Annotated in this window: 22 protein-coding genes; 16 read left to right on the top strand and 6 right to left on the bottom strand. The window is 34.1% G+C overall.

Translation table 11 applies throughout. The features are described from left to right. Positions 1–29 precede the first annotated feature (29 nt). The 3 genes from BAU28_RS24175 (at position 30) to BAU28_RS24165 (ending at position 1,587) form a co-directional block, all read left to right on the top strand. Positions 30–488, top strand: a complete 459-nt coding sequence (locus tag BAU28_RS24175; protein WP_071720325.1) for a spore coat protein — start codon at positions 30–32, stop codon at positions 486–488. Between the two features lie 196 nt (positions 489–684). Then, complete coding sequence (locus BAU28_RS24170; protein WP_071720323.1) at positions 685–864, top strand: hypothetical protein; 180 nt, start codon at positions 685–687, stop codon at positions 862–864. 102 nt (positions 865–966) lie between these two features. Next, positions 967–1,587, top strand: coding sequence for an NAD(P)-dependent oxidoreductase (locus tag BAU28_RS24165; RefSeq protein WP_071720321.1), 621 nt, complete (start codon positions 967–969; stop codon positions 1,585–1,587). Positions 1,588–1,611: 24 nt separating this feature from the next. On the opposite strand, the gene BAU28_RS24160 is transcribed toward BAU28_RS24165, so the two are convergent. The 3 genes from BAU28_RS24160 to BAU28_RS24150 all read right to left on the bottom strand — a co-directional run bounded on the left by BAU28_RS24160 (position 1,612) and on the right by BAU28_RS24150 (position 4,501). Further along, positions 1,612–2,094, bottom strand: a complete 483-nt coding sequence (locus BAU28_RS24160; protein WP_002171539.1) for a DUF456 domain-containing protein — start codon at positions 2,092–2,094, stop codon at positions 1,612–1,614. A gap of 1 nt (position 2,095) precedes the next feature. Further along, positions 2,096–3,403 (bottom strand): hemolysin family protein, encoded by a 1,308-nt coding sequence (locus tag BAU28_RS24155; protein ID WP_071720319.1) that lies wholly within the window; start codon positions 3,401–3,403, stop codon positions 2,096–2,098. Between the two features lie 210 nt (positions 3,404–3,613). After that, on the bottom strand, positions 3,614–4,501 hold the full coding sequence (locus BAU28_RS24150) for a hypothetical protein (protein ID WP_071720317.1): 888 nt from the start codon (positions 4,499–4,501) through the stop codon (positions 3,614–3,616). 326 nt (positions 4,502–4,827) lie between these two features. On the opposite strand from BAU28_RS24150, the gene cbpA reads away from it, so the two are divergent. The 4 genes from cbpA (at position 4,828) to BAU28_RS24130 (ending at position 8,192) form a co-directional block, all read left to right on the top strand. After that, positions 4,828–5,475 (top strand): cyclic di-AMP binding protein CbpA, encoded by a 648-nt coding sequence (cbpA, locus tag BAU28_RS24145; protein ID WP_025149932.1) that lies wholly within the window; start codon positions 4,828–4,830, stop codon positions 5,473–5,475. Positions 5,476–5,923: 448 nt separating this feature from the next. Beyond that, positions 5,924–7,261: a branched-chain amino acid transport system II carrier protein BrnQ4 gene (brnQ4, locus tag BAU28_RS24140; RefSeq protein ID WP_082147884.1), complete on the top strand. Its 1,338-nt coding sequence runs from the start codon at positions 5,924–5,926 to the stop codon at positions 7,259–7,261. 66 nt (positions 7,262–7,327) lie between these two features. Then, complete coding sequence (gene csaA, locus BAU28_RS24135) at positions 7,328–7,657, top strand: chaperone CsaA (RefSeq protein WP_048372616.1); 330 nt, start codon at positions 7,328–7,330, stop codon at positions 7,655–7,657. Position 7,658: 1 nt separating this feature from the next. Next, positions 7,659–8,192 carry a DUF1572 domain-containing protein gene (locus BAU28_RS24130; RefSeq protein ID WP_116500466.1) on the top strand — a complete coding sequence of 178 codons (534 nt, stop codon included), beginning with the start codon at positions 7,659–7,661 and terminating at the stop codon, positions 8,190–8,192. Here the strand turns inward: BAU28_RS24130 and BAU28_RS31150 are convergent. Continuing rightward, positions 8,177–8,482 carry a hypothetical protein gene (locus BAU28_RS31150; RefSeq protein ID WP_002171546.1) on the bottom strand — a complete coding sequence of 102 codons (306 nt, stop codon included), beginning with the start codon at positions 8,480–8,482 and terminating at the stop codon, positions 8,177–8,179. The two genes, BAU28_RS24130 and BAU28_RS31150, sit on opposite strands and share 16 nt — an antisense overlap. A gap of 4 nt (positions 8,483–8,486) precedes the next feature. Continuing rightward, the gene (locus BAU28_RS24120) at positions 8,487–8,792 is read right to left on the bottom strand and encodes a hypothetical protein (RefSeq protein ID WP_002171547.1); all 306 of its coding nucleotides are present in this window, start codon (positions 8,790–8,792) and stop codon (positions 8,487–8,489) included. An 89-nt stretch (positions 8,793–8,881) separates the two neighbouring features. On the opposite strand from BAU28_RS24120, the gene spoIIP (BAU28_RS24115) reads away from it, so the two are divergent. The 5 genes from spoIIP (BAU28_RS24115) (at position 8,882) to BAU28_RS24095 (ending at position 13,621) form a co-directional block, all read left to right on the top strand. Next, positions 8,882–10,036: a stage II sporulation protein SpoIIP gene (gene spoIIP / locus BAU28_RS24115; RefSeq protein ID WP_071720313.1), complete on the top strand. Its 1,155-nt coding sequence runs from the start codon at positions 8,882–8,884 to the stop codon at positions 10,034–10,036. A 209-nt stretch (positions 10,037–10,245) separates the two neighbouring features. After that, positions 10,246–10,743 carry a GNAT family N-acetyltransferase gene (locus BAU28_RS24110; RefSeq protein WP_071720311.1) on the top strand — a complete coding sequence of 166 codons (498 nt, stop codon included), beginning with the start codon at positions 10,246–10,248 and terminating at the stop codon, positions 10,741–10,743. Positions 10,744–10,754: 11 nt separating this feature from the next. Beyond that, positions 10,755–11,495 (top strand): M15 family metallopeptidase, encoded by a 741-nt coding sequence (locus BAU28_RS24105; protein ID WP_048372612.1) that lies wholly within the window; start codon positions 10,755–10,757, stop codon positions 11,493–11,495. 23 nt (positions 11,496–11,518) lie between these two features. Next, on the top strand, positions 11,519–11,965 hold the full coding sequence (locus BAU28_RS24100; RefSeq protein WP_071720309.1) for an NUDIX hydrolase: 447 nt from the start codon (positions 11,519–11,521) through the stop codon (positions 11,963–11,965). Between the two features lie 180 nt (positions 11,966–12,145). After that, positions 12,146–13,621, top strand: coding sequence for an amidase family protein (locus BAU28_RS24095; RefSeq protein ID WP_071720307.1), 1,476 nt, complete (start codon positions 12,146–12,148; stop codon positions 13,619–13,621). A gap of 200 nt (positions 13,622–13,821) precedes the next feature. On the opposite strand, the gene BAU28_RS24090 is transcribed toward BAU28_RS24095, so the two are convergent. Continuing rightward, a complete protein-coding gene (locus tag BAU28_RS24090; protein ID WP_116500464.1) occupies positions 13,822–15,039 on the bottom strand; it encodes an MFS transporter in 1,218 nt (405 codons plus the stop codon). Between the two features lie 277 nt (positions 15,040–15,316). Between BAU28_RS24090 and BAU28_RS24085 the strand changes: the two genes are divergently transcribed. From BAU28_RS24085 to spoIIP (BAU28_RS24075), 4 genes are all read left to right on the top strand, one after another. Continuing rightward, positions 15,317–15,745 carry an NfeD family protein gene (locus BAU28_RS24085; RefSeq protein WP_071720305.1) on the top strand — a complete coding sequence of 143 codons (429 nt, stop codon included), beginning with the start codon at positions 15,317–15,319 and terminating at the stop codon, positions 15,743–15,745. 2 nt (positions 15,746–15,747) lie between these two features. After that, positions 15,748–16,716, top strand: coding sequence for an SPFH domain-containing protein (locus tag BAU28_RS24080; protein ID WP_071720303.1), 969 nt, complete (start codon positions 15,748–15,750; stop codon positions 16,714–16,716). Between the two features lie 91 nt (positions 16,717–16,807). Next, positions 16,808–17,023 carry a hypothetical protein gene (locus tag BAU28_RS31475; RefSeq protein ID WP_338062020.1) on the top strand — a complete coding sequence of 72 codons (216 nt, stop codon included), beginning with the start codon at positions 16,808–16,810 and terminating at the stop codon, positions 17,021–17,023. Positions 17,024–17,122: 99 nt separating this feature from the next. After that, the gene (spoIIP, locus tag BAU28_RS24075) at positions 17,123–17,959 is read left to right on the top strand and encodes a stage II sporulation protein P (protein ID WP_338062019.1); all 837 of its coding nucleotides are present in this window, start codon (positions 17,123–17,125) and stop codon (positions 17,957–17,959) included. Positions 17,960–17,978 lie beyond the last annotated feature (19 nt).

Raw genomic sequence — 17,978 nt, 5'->3', positions numbered from 1 at the left:
TATAGATGAAATAGGAAGGGAGTACTTTAATGGATTGTATGAAAGAATTGATGAGATATAGTTACACGCTTATATATAAAGTTGGAGAGTATACGAGCATGGTTCGAGATGAAGAATTAAAGGATATATTACAGCATCATTTACCGTATATGTTGCAGGCATATAATGAACAAGTGAATTTTCAAGAAGGAGAAAATGTACAGCATATAACTTGTGAACAAATGTGGCCTGATTTTACTGAAATAGCTATGGAAACAGATAATGAATATACAGGGGATATTGGGATTGCTATTTGCTATATTTCACATTTGAAACGATTGGCATTAAAGTTTGCTCAAGTGGCAGTGGAAGTTGCGAACCCAGAGTTTCGTTCTTTTTTGGAAAATTGTTTTGTAAAAATGAATCGTTATGCTTATAGTGTTTGGCAATATGTTATGAAGAAGGATTATAAGATTAAACATGTATATGAAAATGAGAAGTTTGCATGAAAAACTAAGGCGGAATGAAAGGTGCCTTAGTTTTTTTTCGTTCAATGAAAGGGTTAGTTAGAAGAATTGAGAAAACCGGTTTTGTTATCGGTAAATTTACAAAAGTTTACCATATCTTTACTATTTTTAAATCTTCCCTTTAAAAATGAAGAGTAATATAGGGTTGTACATATTCTATCAAAAGGAGGAAACGCAAATGAACAAATGGGTTAAGTCATTAACTGCTATGGCACTTGCAAGTTCTTTATTAATGGTAGGTTGTAGTAAAGGTGAGGATAAAAAGAAAGAGGATGAAACGACAACACAGCAAGATGAAAAAAAAGATAAAGAAACAAGTGGAACAGAGAAGTCTTCTGATTCAAAAGAAAAGAAATAAATGGATAACAGAGCTTCCTCACATATACGAGGGAGCTTTTTTGTTGTATATTTGTAAGTTTTGCGGAAAAATAGAGAGAAAGAATTGAAGAGGGGATAGTATATGAAAGTATGTATATTAGGAGCGACAGGTAGAGTAGGTTCACACATTATGAAGTTAGCATTACATGATTCATATGAAGTGACGGTATTAGTTCGTGATTTGAGTAAAATGGAAATAGAGCATGAAAGGTTACGTATTATTGAGGGAAATGTATTAAACGGAAATGATATAAAGGAAGCATTGAAAGGATGTGATATTGTAATTAGTGCTCTTGGAACGGATCAGAATGGGACGTTAGCAAAGAGTTTGCCAAATATTATAAAGTGTATGGAAGAAGAAGGTATAAAGAAAATAGTTACAATAGGAACGGCTGGTATTTTACAGGCGCGAACAAATCCAAGTATATATCGTTTCCGGTCAAAGGAATCGAAAAGGAAAACAACCACAGCTGCGGAAGATCATTTAGCTGCGTATATAGCGTTGAAAAATAGTAAACTAAGTTGGACTGTTGTTTGTCCAACGTATTTAATAGATGGTGAAGTAACAGGTGTATATCGAACTGAAAAAGATATGTTGCCAGCTGATGGCTCTGAAATAACAGTTGGTGATACAGCTTATTTTACATGGAGCTTACGCTATAAAAACTTATACGAGAGAAGTCGAGTAGGTATTTCATATTAAAAAACCATCCCCAAATAGGGATGGTTAAAAAATGATATAGCATACAAAGATGATAATCATAATGATTTGGAGAATTGCTTTGGCTACTGTGCTGCTCAAAAAACCAACTACAGTTGCAATTCCGACTAAAAAGGCGTCTTTTGGCGTCTTTTTATGCATTAGTTCTGTTATAAATACTGATAAGAACGGTATGATAATAAGACCAAATGGTGGAAAGAAGAACGATCCGACAATAATAGAAACCATGCCGACTCGTTCGCCCCACTTAGAACTTCCATATTTTTTTAGGAAGTATCCATTTGCTATAAAGTCAGCAACAAAAATGAAGAGTGTAAAAATGACTTGAATAACCCAAAAAGATATCGTTAACTCTCCGCCATTTATTCCAAAATGATAAATGAAATAGCCAGCCCATACGGCAAGGATGCCAGGAATAATGGGGTAAATAAAGGCAAGAAATGAAACAATGAAACAAGCAATGATACAAATTGTTAGTAAAACAGTCACTTTATAACTCCTTTATAGTATCTAATTTATGTACAGCAATTTTTTTAATCTGATGCCCATCAAGTTCCAATGCTTTAAATTGAAAACCAGCATATTCAACCGAATAGCCAGCCTCAATATTTAAATCGATTGCTTGAGAGAGAAGCCAACCACCAATTGTATCTAAATCACTATCATCGATATGCAGACCAAACATATCATTTACTTCAGAAATGAGTACTTTTCCATCTAAAACAGTTAGTTTTGGAGTACGCTTTTCAATCATTGGTGATTCGTCTGTATCAAATTCATCTTGAATTTCTCCGATAATTTCTTCAAGAATATCCTCCATCGTTAAAAGTCCAGCTGTTCCACCGTATTCATCCATAACAATTGCCATTTGTACGCGGTTCTTTTGAAGGTGGATTAACGTTTTACGAATGGGAACTGTTTCAAATACAGTTAAAACAGGATGTATGTACGCGTCAAGTGGTTTGTAAATGCCTTTTGTTTGATTGTGAAAAATCTCTTTCGTATTTATCATACCGATAATATCATCTTTATCCTTTTCAATAATAGGATAGCGTGTATATTTTTCAGTTGCGGCGATTTCCATATTCTCTTCTAACGTATTTTCAGTAGATAAGCAAACCATTTCAGTTCTAGGTACCATAATTTCTTTAGCGACACGATCATCAAATTCAAAAATATTATTTACATATTTATATTCGGTTTGATTAATTTCGCCGCTTTTATAACTTTCACCTAAAATAAGTCGCAGTTCTTCTTCAGAATGGGCAAGTTCGTTTTCTTTTGCAGGTTCTAAACCGAATAACTTGGTGAAAAATACTGCCGAACTATTTAATAGCCAGATGAATGGATACATAATTTTATCAAATAAAATAAGCGGTCTTGCAAATTTTAAAGTGATTGCTTCTGCTTTTTGGATTGCGAAAGACTTAGGAACTAACTCTCCTAATACAACATGGAAAAAAGTAATAATACTAAAAGCAATAATAAAGGATAACGTGTTAGCCATTGCTCCAGTAATGTTGATTCTTTCAAATAGTGGTCGTAGTAAATGTTCCACAGTTGGTTCACCAAGCCAACCAAGTCCTAAAGAAGTAATAGTAATACCGAGCTGACAAGCAGATAAATAAACATCTAAGTTAGATAAGACGCTTCTTGCAGCTAATGCCTGCTTATTACCTTCATTTGCAAGCTGATCGATTCGACTTTTTCGTACTTTTACAACAGCGAATTCTGATGCAACGAAAAAGCCAGAAATAAGGATAAGTATAAAGATGAGAAAAATATTTAATATGTCCAAGTGTGTTCTCTACTCCTAAGTTGGAATAAAGATGTCACCTCCTGCAATTATGTTATACTTTTATAATAAATCCAAATGAAAAGATTAGTCAAAGGAAATGGGTAAATATTGGTAGGTTTCTAAAGTGTTTTTTAAATTTGCTGTTATTTTGTCCTCTATATAAAAGGAATAACCGTCTACTTTTAATTTAAAGTAGACGGTTATTCTACGTTATGGTTTTGAAATACTTCTTGCTAAAGTATATGTTTGCTGTTTGGAGTAGTTTGTTGTCCATAGAGTTTGGAGAAAAGATAAGACGCTGTATGGGATGTAAAGAAGTAATAGACCAATTGCGACAACTATAGGTGCATTTCCGCCAAATTGAACGATAAATTGTAAGAGTCCGTTTGCGTGAAAAACACACTCCATAAAAACGAAGGAAAGAATAATGGAACTTAAAATAGATTTATGATTGGAAGTAAGCGCCATAAATAACGTATCAACAAGGAAAGCTGAATTTTTTATTTCGTATTCATTTGTATTATTTAAGAAAGGTAGCCATTTTTTTATTGCTTGCATAACGATAATCATGGAAGTGCTACATACGATGATAAAAGATGAGAAGAAAGGAAGATTTATGAATTTTGCGATGTAGAGAAGTAATAATAGGACTGAACATTGTAATAATACAGCGCTAAAAGAATATGGTATCCAACGCAATAAAGAAGTGTACTTTCTTACTGAGTCCGGTGCTTTTAAAAATAGATGGCCGATTCCTAAACTTATAAAGAAACCGATTGCAAGAGTGAAAGTGAAACGAACAATCGATAAAAAATATATTTCCCATATGTAGGGGAATAGAGGAGTCGAATGACTAGAAGTATGTATCATATTTTGTGTATGTACCATCGGAATTGCTGAGAAAAAGATAGGTTCATGCATCCAATCGATTCTTGGAATCGAAATGGAAGAAAGTTGTGTGAAGTTATGAAAAATGCTTATAAAGCCAGTTAAGTAAGAGAAATTATGTGTAATGAATAAAGCTGGAATAGGACTTATGACGAAAATAATAAAAACACCAACGATAAATTTACATATATGTGAGCGCAATAAGGACATACAATCACCTACTCTTTGAATATTCAGAAAATTCTTATTCTTATTTTAGCTTTTTTCTAAGGAAGTTACAATATATTTTTCTAAAAGTAACTGTGAGAGAATGTTCCATATTGAAGAGTTACCGGATTGGTATGAGCTAATTAACCAGTGGGCGTGGACAAAATCCCTACTGATTAAAATTTCACTTAATAAAAGTGTATGATTCATGAATAAATTATGACGAAAAAACGAAAAATTTTCAGAAAAATAAAATAAATTATTTATTTTTTTCTGAAAATATAATATAGTTATGGCACAGAAAGTATTTTAACATAAGGAGGCTTTTTATGAGGATTAAAGGGAATTATGTGCCGAAAAGGGAAGTTTTATTTTGCTCAAGTTCAATTACGGTAGGGGAAGCGCTGGAGCATTTAAATAAAACAGGGTATCGTTGTGTACCAGTATTAGATGAAAAAAAAGAGAAATTTTTAGGAAATGTATACAAAGTAGATATTTTAGAATATAAAGGTTCACTTGAAGATAATTTATTACAATTATTGAACGATAAAGATGGATACGTAAGAGAAGACTCTTCGTTCTTTAAAATATTTTTTACAATAAAAAAACTACCGTATTTATCAGTAGTCGATGAAAAAGGGATTTTCCTTGGAATCCTAACTCATAAAAAAGTTTTTGAATTATTAGAAGATGCATGGGGCGTTCATTCTAGTAAATATTCTGTCATGATTGGAACACAAGATTATAATGGAGCAATTCAAAAATTATCGACAGTGTTAAAGAAATACACTGGTATTCAAAGTTTGATGACTTTTGATAATGACGCGTTATTAGTACGTAGAATTATGTTTACATTAGGAGAAGAATTTAAAGATGCTGAATTAGAAACATTGTTAAAGGATTTAGAAGATCATGGATTTAGAGTTGTGTATGTTGAAGAGATGAATAATCCACGTGAAGTGGAGACTATAGATTAACGTTTATTGGCCATCTTATTTTTGGGATGGCTTTTGCTATAGTCCTTACATAAAGTTATTCAAAGATAACAAAACATACAAATACATAGATTTTAAAAAATATTTGTGTAATAGAATAAAATAGAGTAGATAAGTGTGGATAATTTTGATTTTCGAAAAATTCCATTAAAAATTATGTTTTTATTTTTCAACTAAATATGTTACTATATGTGTGATAAAAGCAAAGAGGTCTGACAACTAAACTCCGCGTTATAACACTCTAATGATTTAAATTTTCGAAAAAATCAAAATTCGTTATTTAGAGTAATTAAAAGGGGGATGGAGAAATTATGGAGAAAGACATTGCTTTGTAAGGGGCATATTTTATGATCATGAACAGAGAGGAGGATGCATAGCATATTGTGAGAATAGAGAAAAACAATGTAAAAGTGCTATGCAATTTAAAGAAATGAAGGGACGATTAAGGCCAGGTGATACGCTAGCAATTGGTTTAATGTTATTTGCATTATTTTTAGGAGCAGGAAATTTAATTTTTCCACCAGTTTTAGGGCAACAAGCTGGAGAAAATGTTTGGATTGCTACAATTGGATTCCTTGTAACGGGAGTCGGACTTCCCCTACTAGCTGTCACAGCTGTCGCGTTTGTAGAGGGGGACTTGAAAGCGTTATCTTCAAGGGTTCACCCTATATTTGCGTTTGTTTTTCCACTCGTTAGTTATTTAGCAATTGGACCATTCTTTGCAATCCCACGTACAGGGGCTGTTTCGTTTGAAATGGGGATGAAGCCGTTTTTATCAGAAGCAATGGTTTCAGAATGGTACATGCTATTTTTATTCACTATAGTTTTCTTCGGAATAACGTGGTATTTATCATTAAATCCATCTAAATTAGTTGATTGGTTTGGAAAGTTTCTTACACCATTATTAGTATTAATAGTTGCAGTTATTGTCGGAAAGGCAATTATTGATCCGATTGGAACTCCGGCTGCACCGTTAGCTGCTTATAAAGAAAATGCTTTCTTTGGTGGGTTTATTCAAGGGTATTTAACGATGGATGCAATTAGTGCTCTTGTTTTTGGAATTGTTGTTGTACAAGTTATTCGCTCTAAAGGGATAAAAGAGAGTGGACAAATTGCAAAAATAACAGTCGTATCAGGTATTATTGCTGTATTAGGCTTAACGTTAATATATTTATCACTTGCGTATCTCGGTTCTACAAGCACATCACTTGGTGTTTCAGAGAACGGTGGTCTTATTTTAACGAATGTTGTAAATGAGTTATATGGAACAAGTGGTAAAATTTTATTAGGTCTTGTTATTATACTCGCTTGTTTAACAACTTCTGTTGGATTAACATCTGCCTGTGCGGGCTTCTTTACAAACTTGTTCCCAAAACTTTCGCATAAAACGATTGTAACGATGGTATGTGTGTTTAGTTTAGTTGTATCTAACCTAGGATTAACACAATTAATCGCAGTAACTTTACCAGTGTTAATGATCATTTATCCAGTTGCAATTGTATTAATCGTACTTTCGTATTTCCATACATGGATTGGAAAGCGTAATACAATTTACATTGGAGCTATTTTAGGTGCATTATCAATTAGCTTGTTTAATGGTTTAGAAAGTGCAAATATAAAAATTGACGCAATTTCAAATGTACTGCAAATGCTACCTTTATATAAAGAAGGAATAGGATGGTTAATCCCATCATGTATTGGCGGGGTACTCGGTTACTTCTTCTATAAATCAAATGAATCAAGTGAATTACAAAAGAAAGGTGCTTAGGCGCCTTTCTTTTTTTGAAGGGGATTTTTGTATTTTGTCTAAGTAATAATTGGGAGGAATGATAAAATGGCTAATTTTGAAGATTTTTTAACTTTGGATATAAGGGTTGGGACGGTGAGAATGGCTGAAGAATTTAAAGAGGCGAGGGTTCCTGCAATTAAGCTAGAAATTGATTTTGGCGAGCTAGGGATTAAGCAATCAAGCGCTCAAATTACTAAGAGATATAATCCAGAAGAGTTAATTGGTCAGCAAGTTGTTGCTGTTGTAAATTTCCCGCCAAAGCGTGTGGCAGGATTTAAATCCGAAGTACTTGTACTGGGTGGTGTTCCTGAAGCTGGCGATGTTGTTTTACTTCAGCCAAATATGGAACTACCGAATGGAACGAAAATAAGTTAGTGTGAAGGTAGGGGTTAATTTGGATATCGGACGAGAATATTTGCAATGTGCAATTTTGAATTTCAAAGCAACAAAGAAGCAAGGAGAACGGGCACTTTCTCAATTATCATATGAACAAATCATGTGGTCTTCTCATGAGGAGACGAATAGTATTGCCATTATTATTAAGCATCTACATGGTAATATGCGTTCCAGATGGACGGATTTTTTAACGTCGGATGGTGAAAAAACCGATCGTAATCGAGATGGTGAATTTGAGGGTGGCTACAATTCAAAACAAGAAGCTCTTGCTGCGTGGCAGGAAGGATGGGAATATGTTTTTAAAGCGATGGATAATTTAACACCGGATCAGATTTTGCAGAGAGTATACATTCGTGGAGAAGAACATACTGTCATGCAAGCGATTGAAAGGCAAATTTCACATTATGCTTTACATATTGGACAAATCATTTACATTGGTAAAATGTTAAAAGAAACCGATTGGGCGTGTTTAAGTATTCCTAGGGGGCAGTCTACCAGTTATTTAGAGAAATAACGCTCTACGTAATAATAAGAAAGAAGCCGATATAATATAGGAATCAAAAAAATAAGCCAAATTATAGATGGCTCTGTGAACATTAGGATGCTGCCAGCGATAAGTCCATATATAATAAGAAAGAAACTAAAGAGTGTATTAATAGGGATAAAGCGAGAGGTAAATAGTTTCTGCTGCTTAAAACAAATATTGTGAAATAAATAAAAGCGGAAGTACCATGTAGCAGTAATAAGATCTTGCTTTCTCACTATTCTTTTTTTGCATGTATGACAGATGAACGGTGGCTGCATTTTATTACTCTCCATTTTCTATTTTCAGTAGTTTCGTAATAATTTGAGACAATATTAGGGACAAAGTGTATATTCCTACATATGCTCCGGAAATAAGGAATAATGGATTTAGTAAAATACCATGAATGCTCGTCATGAAAACAAGATGTTGTATTAAAACATCATATATATTAATAGAAATAATTGTCCCGAGTACATACAATGCTATGTACGCAAAAATATGAAGTGCAATACGAATTTTACGGTGTATAGCAAGTAAATAAAAAATAAATGATAGAACGATTGGTAATGTTCCTATTAATAGCTTCAATTCATTTCACCTCGTTAACAATATAGCCGAAATTTAAGCGGTCTATTCTCTAGAGCTTGTACATAACTTGAAATAGAGAGGGTGATAGTATGAATCGAGGTTTTTTTTATGTGAAATTAACGAGCGTACGCAAGTTAATTTTATTTATTATTACTACGGTATTAGCGACTTTTTTTCTTATTAGTATGATGGTAACTTCTATGAAAGAGACGAAGTCAACGTATTTATATAATTGGTTAAATGAGTTGTCAATGAATGGTTACATGTATGTTCTTGGAAAAGAGAATCATTACTTTACACAAGAGTACCGGAATTTGAATCAAGACTTTTCTATTTCCTCATTCCTCTTTTCGATGGCAACGAATATACGTTTTGATGATGTACGTAGTTTTGTTGGAAAGGAACTTCCGGGATTTGGAAAGTATGATACGGAAATCGTTATAGCAGGTGAAGGAACAAATTACTCCAACTTACCAATAGAGTCGAGCGTTCCTCTTGAAGAAGTAGTGAAGGAACGGACTGGAGAAACTGGACAAGTTCCTAAGCCTGATCCGAATAAAGAGAAGAAACAGCCAGCTCAAACAACGGGGAAAAGGCAAGTTGCATTTATTTATCATACACATAGTTGGGAATCTTATTTGCCGTTACTGAACTTAACGAATGACCCAGATCCGAATAAAGCAACGAGTTCTGTAACGAATATTTCAATAGTCGGTGATCGTTTTCGGGAACAACTGGAAAGTGAAGGTATAGGTGCTACTAACGATAAGACTGATGTCGGCCAAAAGTTAATAAGTAAAGGATTAAACAGTAATAGTTCTTACAAAATGTCACGAGAAATTGTACAACAAGCTATGACTGGAAATAAAGAACTTCAATACTTTTTTGATTTACACCGTGATAGTGCCCGGAAAAACGTCACGACAAAAACAATTGGAGATAAATCATATGCGAAGCTTGCTTTTGTAATTGGGAAAGGTAACAAAAACTATGAAAAAAACTTACAATTAGCAACGGCTTTACATGAGACGATTAGTAAGAAATATCCGGGAGTGAGCCGAGGTGTTATTCAAAAAGGTTTCCAAACAGGTAATGGTGTTTATAATCAAGACTTATCAGGACAGGCGATTTTAATTGAAGTTGGTGGCGTAGATAATACGGATGAAGAATTGAATAGATCAATTGATGTTCTTGCTAAAGCATTTGGAGAATATTTTTGGCAAGCTGAAAAAGTGAATGGATAAACGTAAGTGAGAAGCTTACGTTTTTTCTTTTTGAGTATAAGTTATGGTTAAAAAGATATGTCACATTATAGACATAATTTCCTATCATTATAGCAATATCGAAATTTGTCTATTTATAGTAAGGAATTTAGAAAGGGATTTTCGGAATAGTGGAGAAAATCTTTTTACAAGGAAAATTTTTAACTAACAGAATGGGTAGGGTGATCAAGGTGATCCGGGAGATTAAAGTAGAAGATGCAGCATCATTTTTACAATTAAGTAAGCAATTAGACGAAGAAACGAAATTTATGTTATATGAACCAGGAGAACGAAAAACTACAGTAGAGCAACAAGAAAAGATGGTCCACCGTTTTATAGAAAGTGAATATGCAAAAATATTTGTAGCAGTTGAAAATGGTAGATTAGTTGGATTTATTTTAGCTAATGGTAATGATGTTCAAAGAAAGAGACATGTTGCGACAATTGTCATTGGTATTTTACAAGAGTATAGTGGCCGAGGTATTGGAACAAGTTTGTTTAAAGAAGTAGAGAAGTGGGCAAGATTACATGATGTATGGCGTTTAGAATTAACGGTAATGGCCCACAATACAAGAGCTCAGGCACTATATAGTAAAATTGGATTTGAACAAGAAGGTGTCAAAAAATCTGCTCTTATCATCGATGGAAATGGTGTCGATGAGTATGAAATGGCCAAATTATTAAAATAAGAGGTCGTTATATGAAAAAAAGATGGACATTACTTGGTATCGTAGCAGTGATACTGATTGTTGGAGTAGCAGGGATAAATTATAAAATGTATAAGGATCAAGAGGCGCGGGAAGTAAATGTAAACAATATATTTCCAAAAGCAAAAGAAACGATTGCTAATATGGATGGGGATATCGCAGTCATTAATAATCCAAATTCGATGCTTGTACTTGTAAATAAAAGTAGGCGTTTACCAGATGGGTATAAGCCACCAGATTTAGTTATTCCAAAAGTACGTTACTCTAGTGAAGGTGATCAAGAGAAGAAAAAAATGAGGAAAGAGGCAGCGATGGCGCTAGAGCAAATGTTCCAGCAAGCTGATAAGGAGCGTATTTTCCTTTTTGCAGTCTCTGGATTTAGATCTTTTGATCGACAAAAAGCATTAAATACGATGTATAAAAAACAAGATGGCGAAGCAAAAACAGCGATGTCCAGTGCAGTTCCTGGTACGAGTGAACATCAAACAGGGTTAGCTATGGATATTACATCTCAATCTGCTAAATTTCAATTAGAAACAGTTTTTGGAGAGACGAAAGAAGGAAAGTGGCTTTCTGAAAATGCACATAAGTTTGGTTTCGTTATTCGGTATACGAAACAGAAAGAAGGGATTACTGGTTATCGATATGAACCGTGGCACGTACGATATGTGGGGAATCCGCAAGCTACATATTTATATGAAAACCAACTTACGCTTGAAGAAGTAACGAAGTAAATAATTGGGGGGAGAGGGCTAAGATGACGATGTTATATAAGAAAAAGGTACATGCATATGTTACAAGAGAAAAAGAAGGGATTATGCAATTACTCGTTTTTAAACATCGTGATATACCTGAAGCTGGTATCCAAGTACCAGGTGGGACAGTTGATGAAGGAGAAACGTTAACAGCAGCGATTTTACGTGAAGTACAAGAAGAATCGGGACTATGTCATTTATACATTGAGCGATTCCTTGCTGATTATATTATTTATGTGAAAGAAAAAAAGGAATATCAAAAACGTCATTTTTTCCATGTTTCATTAGTAACAGATGTGAAAGATACGTGGGAACATATAGTAAGTGATGGTGAAGAAGATAAAGGTTTAGCATTTTGTTATGAATGGGTTGATATTGCAAAATGTCCTGAATTAGCAGGTAAACAAGGAGAGTTTTTACATTTACTAGATGATATATATATAAAGTAATAAAAGAGTCTGAAGCGGAAGCTGATTCGTTTCAGACTCTTTTTATTTTTCGGGAAATTAAAGGTTTTTAAATAGGTGAGTTGAATTTCTTTTAAGGGATAGTAGTTGTTTATACGAGGAGCGAAGAAAATGAAAAATTAATAGATACACTTCATAAAGAAAAGGGCTTATAAAAGGAGAATGAAAATTCAGTTTAATACATTATTGCAAAAAGAATTAGCAATTCATGATATACAAACTGCAATGGAGGAAGGAAAATTAACGTCGAAAGAATTAGTCATGTATTATCTTTATAGGATCGCAAAGTATGACCAAGATGGTCCGAAAATCAATTCTATTTTAGAAATAAATCCAGATGCTATCTTTATTGCAGAAGCGTTAGATCATGAAAGAAAGACAAAAGGTGTGAGAGGTCCATTACATGGTATACCAGTTTTACTGAAGGACAATATTGAAACGAATGATTCTATGCATACAAGTGCAGGGACAATTGCTCTTGAGCATAATATTAGTAGTCAAGACGCATTTCTTGTTACAAAACTGCGAGAAGCAGGTGCAATTATAATAGGGAAAGCAAATATGACAGAGTTGGCAAACGGAATGTCTTTTGAAATGTGGGCTGGATATAGCGCTAGGGGAGGTCAAACAATAAACCCTTACGGAACAGGAGAAGATGATATGTTTGTTGGAGGATCGAGTACAGGGTCTGCCGTGGCAGTTGCCGCTAACTTAACAGTACTATCTGTTGGAACAGAAACAGATGCTTCTATTTTAAGCCCAGCTGTTCAAAACTCTGTAGTAGGTATTAAACCGACAGTTGGTTTAATTAGTCGTAGAGGCATTATTCCGTTCACTTATTCGCAAGATACAGCGGGACCATTTGCTAGAACGGTAACAGATGCTGCAATTTTATTAGGGAGCTTAACGGGAGTAGATGAGATGGATGCATCTACTCAAAAAAGCGAAGGAAGGGCACAGCAGGATTATACGAAATATCTTAATATTAATGGCTTACATGGAGCTAAAATTGGGGTGTTTGACAAAGCACCAGAAGATTATTATGAATCTGGCGAGTTCGATGAACAATTGTTTAAAGAAACAATTCAAGTGTTACGTAGTGAAGGAGCGACAGTAATAGAAGATATCGATATTCCATCCTTTCATAGGGAATGGAGTTGGGGAGTACCTCTTTACGAACTGAAGCATAGCTTGGATAACTATCTTTCTAAATTACCTTCCAATATTCCAGTGCATTCGATTTCAGAACTAATCGATTTTAATAATCATATAGAAGAAAGGGCATTGAAATATGGACAAAATAAATTAGAAATAAGAAAAGATTTTCCTAATACGTTAAGAAATCCGGAATATTTAAATGCAAGATTAGAAGATATATACTTTTCACAAGAACAAGGAATTGATTTTGCATTAAAAAAATACAATCTTGATGCGATACTGTTTCCCTCCTATATAGGATCTACAATTTGTGCCAAAGCTGGTTATCCGTCTATAGCAATGCCGGCTGGATATATGAAAAGCGGGAGGCCTTTTGGGATTACACTTGCAAGTACTGCTTTTAGTGAAGGGGTATTAATTAAACTAGCATACGCTTTTGAACAGGCGACAAAGCATAGAAAGATTCCCAATTTATCGTAAATGGAAAAAGAGAAGGCTGCTCAAAATGGATTTTTTGGGAGCAGCCTTCTCTTATTTTAATAGCTAAAAGTATTGTCGAATATTTGATATATTGTAAGTTACGATAGATATATTTTAAAAACGTTCATATAATTTCATGTACTATGGTGTTATGTAGTTGGAAGCTCCAATTACGGAAAACATTATATTTATGATATATATTAAATAGAAATCTCTTTCTTTTGTGACCTCTGATGTTTTAATAAACGAAAAGACAAACAAGCTGAACATAAAATAAGAAAAGAAGCAATGATATAAATAGTGCGAACACCGAAAGTATCAGTAATTATGCCAACACTTAGCATAGAAAGACCAGAAGCGGTTGAGAGAAGAGCACCGTGAGCTGTGTACATCTTTGATAATAAAGAAGGAGCGACGCTTGATTGTAAAACTGTCGTTTGAGAAATATCTCTAATTTGATAACATGGTCCCATTAGAACGCAAAGGAATAGGGCAATAAATCCGCTGCTCGTAACACCGTATAAAAATGTAAGAATACTAAACAAAAGAGATCCTATCGCCATAGAGCGTATTAAATTATTTTGAATATATGTACTCATTTTCCATGCTAATATCCCGCCAATTAACGTTCCGACATAATAACTTGTATTAATATATCCCCACCATTCTTCGCCTTTATGTAAAGCGGTAGTTACATATGCCATCGTAATGGCACCGATCCATATCGTCCCTGCGAAAGTTTCAATTAAATCCATAAATGTAACGGTGCGTAGAGACGGGTGCTGAAATAATAGTTTCCAGCCATCTAATAAAGCAATAGTTTTTGAAGAGGAGGGTTCTGCTACTCGTTCAGCTTGTATAGATTGTAATGAAAGGTGTAATGTAATACATCCGAAAATCATCAATATGTTATTAATCATGAGTGTCGAAGTAACACCAATGAGAAGAACAATTATACTTGTAAATGAGTAAGCAGCTGCTTGCACAATTTGTGTTGAAAAGGAAAAGATACTATTTACTTTTACTAACTTTTCTTTTGGCGTTAGGTGTGGAAGAATACTGTATAATAATGGAGCGCTCCAGCCGCTACATAATGAAATGAAGATGATGAAAGTTAAAAGAGAAATGATGTTTGTGGATAGCATAGGAAATAATATCATTAATAATAGTAAAAGAACTGTTTTAATCCATTGTAGAGTATATAGCAATGCATAAGATGGAAAACGATTCATTATAAGTGGTGCAGATGTGTTCGCGATAAGATTTGTGATTACTTGTAATAATGGAAAAAGAGCAGTAATTGTAGCTGATTTAGTTGTGATATAGATGTGAGTCGTAATAATCATTAAGTATACAATGTCAGCGAGGGTAATACACATTTTGGAGACTAAATAGTAAGCTAGTGAACGTTTTGGCAATAAGAATACCACCTTCCCAAAAAAATAATGCTTTTTTAGTTAGAATAATTATAATCTGAAAATTACGTTTTTGGAAGAATTAAATATTTTGTCATTTTTTGAAAGGGATTTTCATGTATAATGAAGAATATATTGATATAGTATTTTATTAATACTTGTTGTAACAGCGAATATGTATAATAACTTGTAGCAAACGCCCTCTGTGTGAGATAGGGCGGATAAACCATTCTTTTCTTCATATACATATAGAAATTGAGAAAGAAAGTGAGGGTTGCATATGGCTGGATGGGTGATTTGGTTTATAATAGCGGGTATTTTATTTATCGCAGAAATGTTGTCGATTACTTTTTACATGCTTTGGCTTGGAATTGGAGCTGTTGTCGGAGGTCTTATTGCCTTATTTGCTCCTGATGCACTATTTTTACAAGTTGTCGCTGGTGCGATTGTAAGTTTAACATTGACTTTCTTTACGAAAAGAATTTCAAAAAACTTTCGAGAAGCAAAAGGTTTTACTGATACAGTAGATAAACTTGTCGGTAAAAAGGGGATTGTTATGCAAACGATTACAAGTGAAGTGAACGGTATTGTGAAAGTGGATGGAGATACTTGGACAGCTATTTCGGATGCTCCTATTGATTCTGGAGAAAAAATCGTTGTTATAAAGAGGCATAGTACTATTTTACAAGTAAAAAGGGAGAGTGAATAAATATGGTAGCATTAACGTTAACGATTATTTTCGCACTAATTGTAGTTACATTTGTTGCATTAACAATTAAGATTATTCCTCAGCAAAAAGTTGGGGTCGTTGAAAGATTTGGTAAGTTTCAGCGTATTATGCAGCCAGGATTAAATTTATTAATACCGATTGTAGATCGAGTTCGCGTATATCACGACTTACGTATTCAACAAACGAATGTACCGCCACAAAAGGTAATTACGAAAGATAATGTACAAGTAGAAATTGATACAATTATTTTCTATCAAATTGTTGAACCAGAACTTGCGACATACGGTATTTCCAATTATGAATATGGTGTTCGTAACATTACTTCTGCAACGATGCGTCAAATTATTGGTAAAATGGAACTTGATGAAACATTATCTGGTCGTGAAAAAATTTCAACAGAAATTCGCTTAGCGCTTGACGAAGCAACAGAAAAATGGGGCGTTCGTATTGAGCGTGTTGAAGTAGTAGATATTAACCCGCCAAAAGATGTGCAAGCATCAATGGAAAAACAAATGAAAGCAGAACGTAATAAACGTGCGATCATTTTAGAAGCTGAAGCAGCAAAACAAGATAAGGTCCTTCGTGCTGAAGGGGAAAAACAAAGTAAAATTTTAATGGCTGAAGGGGATAAAGAAGCGCGTATTCGAGAAGCGGAAGGTATTAAAGAAGCAAAAGAATTAGAAGCGCAAGGGGAAGCAAGAGCGATTGAGGAAATCGCAAAAGCAGAACAAAATCGAATTGAGTTACTTCGTGAAGCGAATTTAGATGAACGTATACTTGCTTATAAATCATTTGAATCATTAGCAGAAGTTGCGAAAGGGCCAGCAAATAAAGTCTTTATTCCATCTAATGCAATTGAAACACTTGGTACTCTTGGTGCAATTGGTGAAATCTTTAAAGAAAAACAAGCGAAGAGGTTACCTTCGTCAGATGCAGAAAAAGAGAAATAAGTGTGAGAAAGAGAAATGGGATGCCATTTCTCTTTTTTATGCGTATATTACATAAAGCTTGTACATATTCATGTATAAAGAAGGTGATACATTGAAAAAGTATTCAACTCGTATACATGGAAAGAGATTAATATATTTATTGTTTACATATGCATTTATAGTGATCGTAATTGCATCTATTGTAACTTCACTTTTACATACAATGAAATCTTATTACGCGAATCAATGGTTCGGAAAAGTATCGATGCAAGGTTTTGTTCAAATGATAGAAAGTGAGAATCATTATTTCGGAACAGATTATTTTTAAATAAATAAACGGGAGTCAGTTGGAAGTTTATTATTCTCTATCGCGACGGATTTGAAAATTAAAGACTTAAGAACGTTTGTCGGGAAAGAAGTACCAGGTATGTCGAAGTATTATTCTAACATTATCGTAGCTGGTGAAGGGACGAACTATACGAATATACCTAATGAATCTAGTGTACCAATTGAAGAAGTAACGAAAGAGCGAGAAGTAGCAAAAGAGCGAGAAGTAGCAAAAGATAAAGTCACAGAAGCGGAAAAGAAAAATCCAGTACAGAAAAGAAATGGAACGAAACAGGGTGAAAGTGCAGTATACATTTATCATACGCATAGTTGGGAATCGTTCTTTCCATTATTACCAGGAGCTACCGACCCATCGAGCCCGGACGTAAATGTGTCCTTACTAGGGGAACGTTTGAAGGAGCAGCTTGAAGGGCAAGGAATACCAGTAATTCATGATAAAACGAATATGGGGGATTTATTAGCGAGTAAAAAGTGGAAATGGTATCAAGCGTATAAAGCGTCTCATGGATATGTAAAAGAAACATTGGCGCAAAATAATAAAATTGCGTTTCCAATTGATATACATCGTGATGATCAGCGGAAAAAGGTAACAACAAAAGTAATTAACGGGAAATCGTATGCAAGATTATATTTTATAATTGGAATGGAAAATGGGAATTATACAGAGAATGAAAAAATTGCAAGGGCAATCAATAGTTATTTAGATGAAAATTATTACGGTTTAAGTAGAGGGATTTTTCCGAAGTATAAAAAGGACGGGGATGGAGTGTATAATCAAGATTTATCTAAAAATACGATGCTAATCGAAGTTGGTGGTGTAGATAATACTTTAGATGAACTATATAATACCATTGATGTGTTAACGGAAGCGTTTAGTAAGTATTATTGGAATAATGCGGAGAAAGTGAATGGGTGAGGAACGGGAGACCGTTCCT

It is taken from the genome of Bacillus paramycoides (assembly GCF_001884235.1).
In the GTDB taxonomy this organism is placed as follows: Bacteria; Bacillota; Bacilli; order Bacillales; family Bacillaceae_G; genus Bacillus_A; species Bacillus_A paramycoides.
Note: the sequence above shows the minus strand (reverse complement) of the source record. Positions and strands in the feature narration are given on the sequence as shown.

Coding starts and splice junctions, on each gene's coding strand:
- BAU28_RS24100 (WP_071720309.1), top strand. CDS start 11,519: ATGACGATGTTATATAAGAAAAAGGTACATGCATATGTTACAAGAGAA.
- BAU28_RS24150 (WP_071720317.1), bottom strand. CDS start 4,501: ATGTCCTTATTGCGCTCACATATATGTAAATTTATCGTTGGTGTTTTT.
- spoIIP (WP_338062019.1), top strand. CDS start 17,123: ATGTCGAAGTATTATTCTAACATTATCGTAGCTGGTGAAGGGACGAAC.
- brnQ4 (WP_082147884.1), top strand. CDS start 5,924: ATGAAGGGACGATTAAGGCCAGGTGATACGCTAGCAATTGGTTTAATG.
- csaA (WP_048372616.1), top strand. CDS start 7,328: ATGGCTAATTTTGAAGATTTTTTAACTTTGGATATAAGGGTTGGGACG.
- BAU28_RS24080 (WP_071720303.1), top strand. CDS start 15,748: ATGGTAGCATTAACGTTAACGATTATTTTCGCACTAATTGTAGTTACA.
- spoIIP (WP_071720313.1), top strand. CDS start 8,882: ATGAATCGAGGTTTTTTTTATGTGAAATTAACGAGCGTACGCAAGTTA.
- BAU28_RS24175 (WP_071720325.1), top strand. CDS start 30: ATGGATTGTATGAAAGAATTGATGAGATATAGTTACACGCTTATATAT.
- BAU28_RS24085 (WP_071720305.1), top strand. CDS start 15,317: ATGGCTGGATGGGTGATTTGGTTTATAATAGCGGGTATTTTATTTATC.
- cbpA (WP_025149932.1), top strand. CDS start 4,828: ATGAGGATTAAAGGGAATTATGTGCCGAAAAGGGAAGTTTTATTTTGC.
- BAU28_RS24095 (WP_071720307.1), top strand. CDS start 12,146: ATGAAAATTCAGTTTAATACATTATTGCAAAAAGAATTAGCAATTCAT.
- BAU28_RS24105 (WP_048372612.1), top strand. CDS start 10,755: ATGAAAAAAAGATGGACATTACTTGGTATCGTAGCAGTGATACTGATT.
- BAU28_RS31150 (WP_002171546.1), bottom strand. CDS start 8,482: ATGCAGCCACCGTTCATCTGTCATACATGCAAAAAAAGAATAGTGAGA.
- BAU28_RS24165 (WP_071720321.1), top strand. CDS start 967: ATGAAAGTATGTATATTAGGAGCGACAGGTAGAGTAGGTTCACACATT.
- BAU28_RS24170 (WP_071720323.1), top strand. CDS start 685: ATGAACAAATGGGTTAAGTCATTAACTGCTATGGCACTTGCAAGTTCT.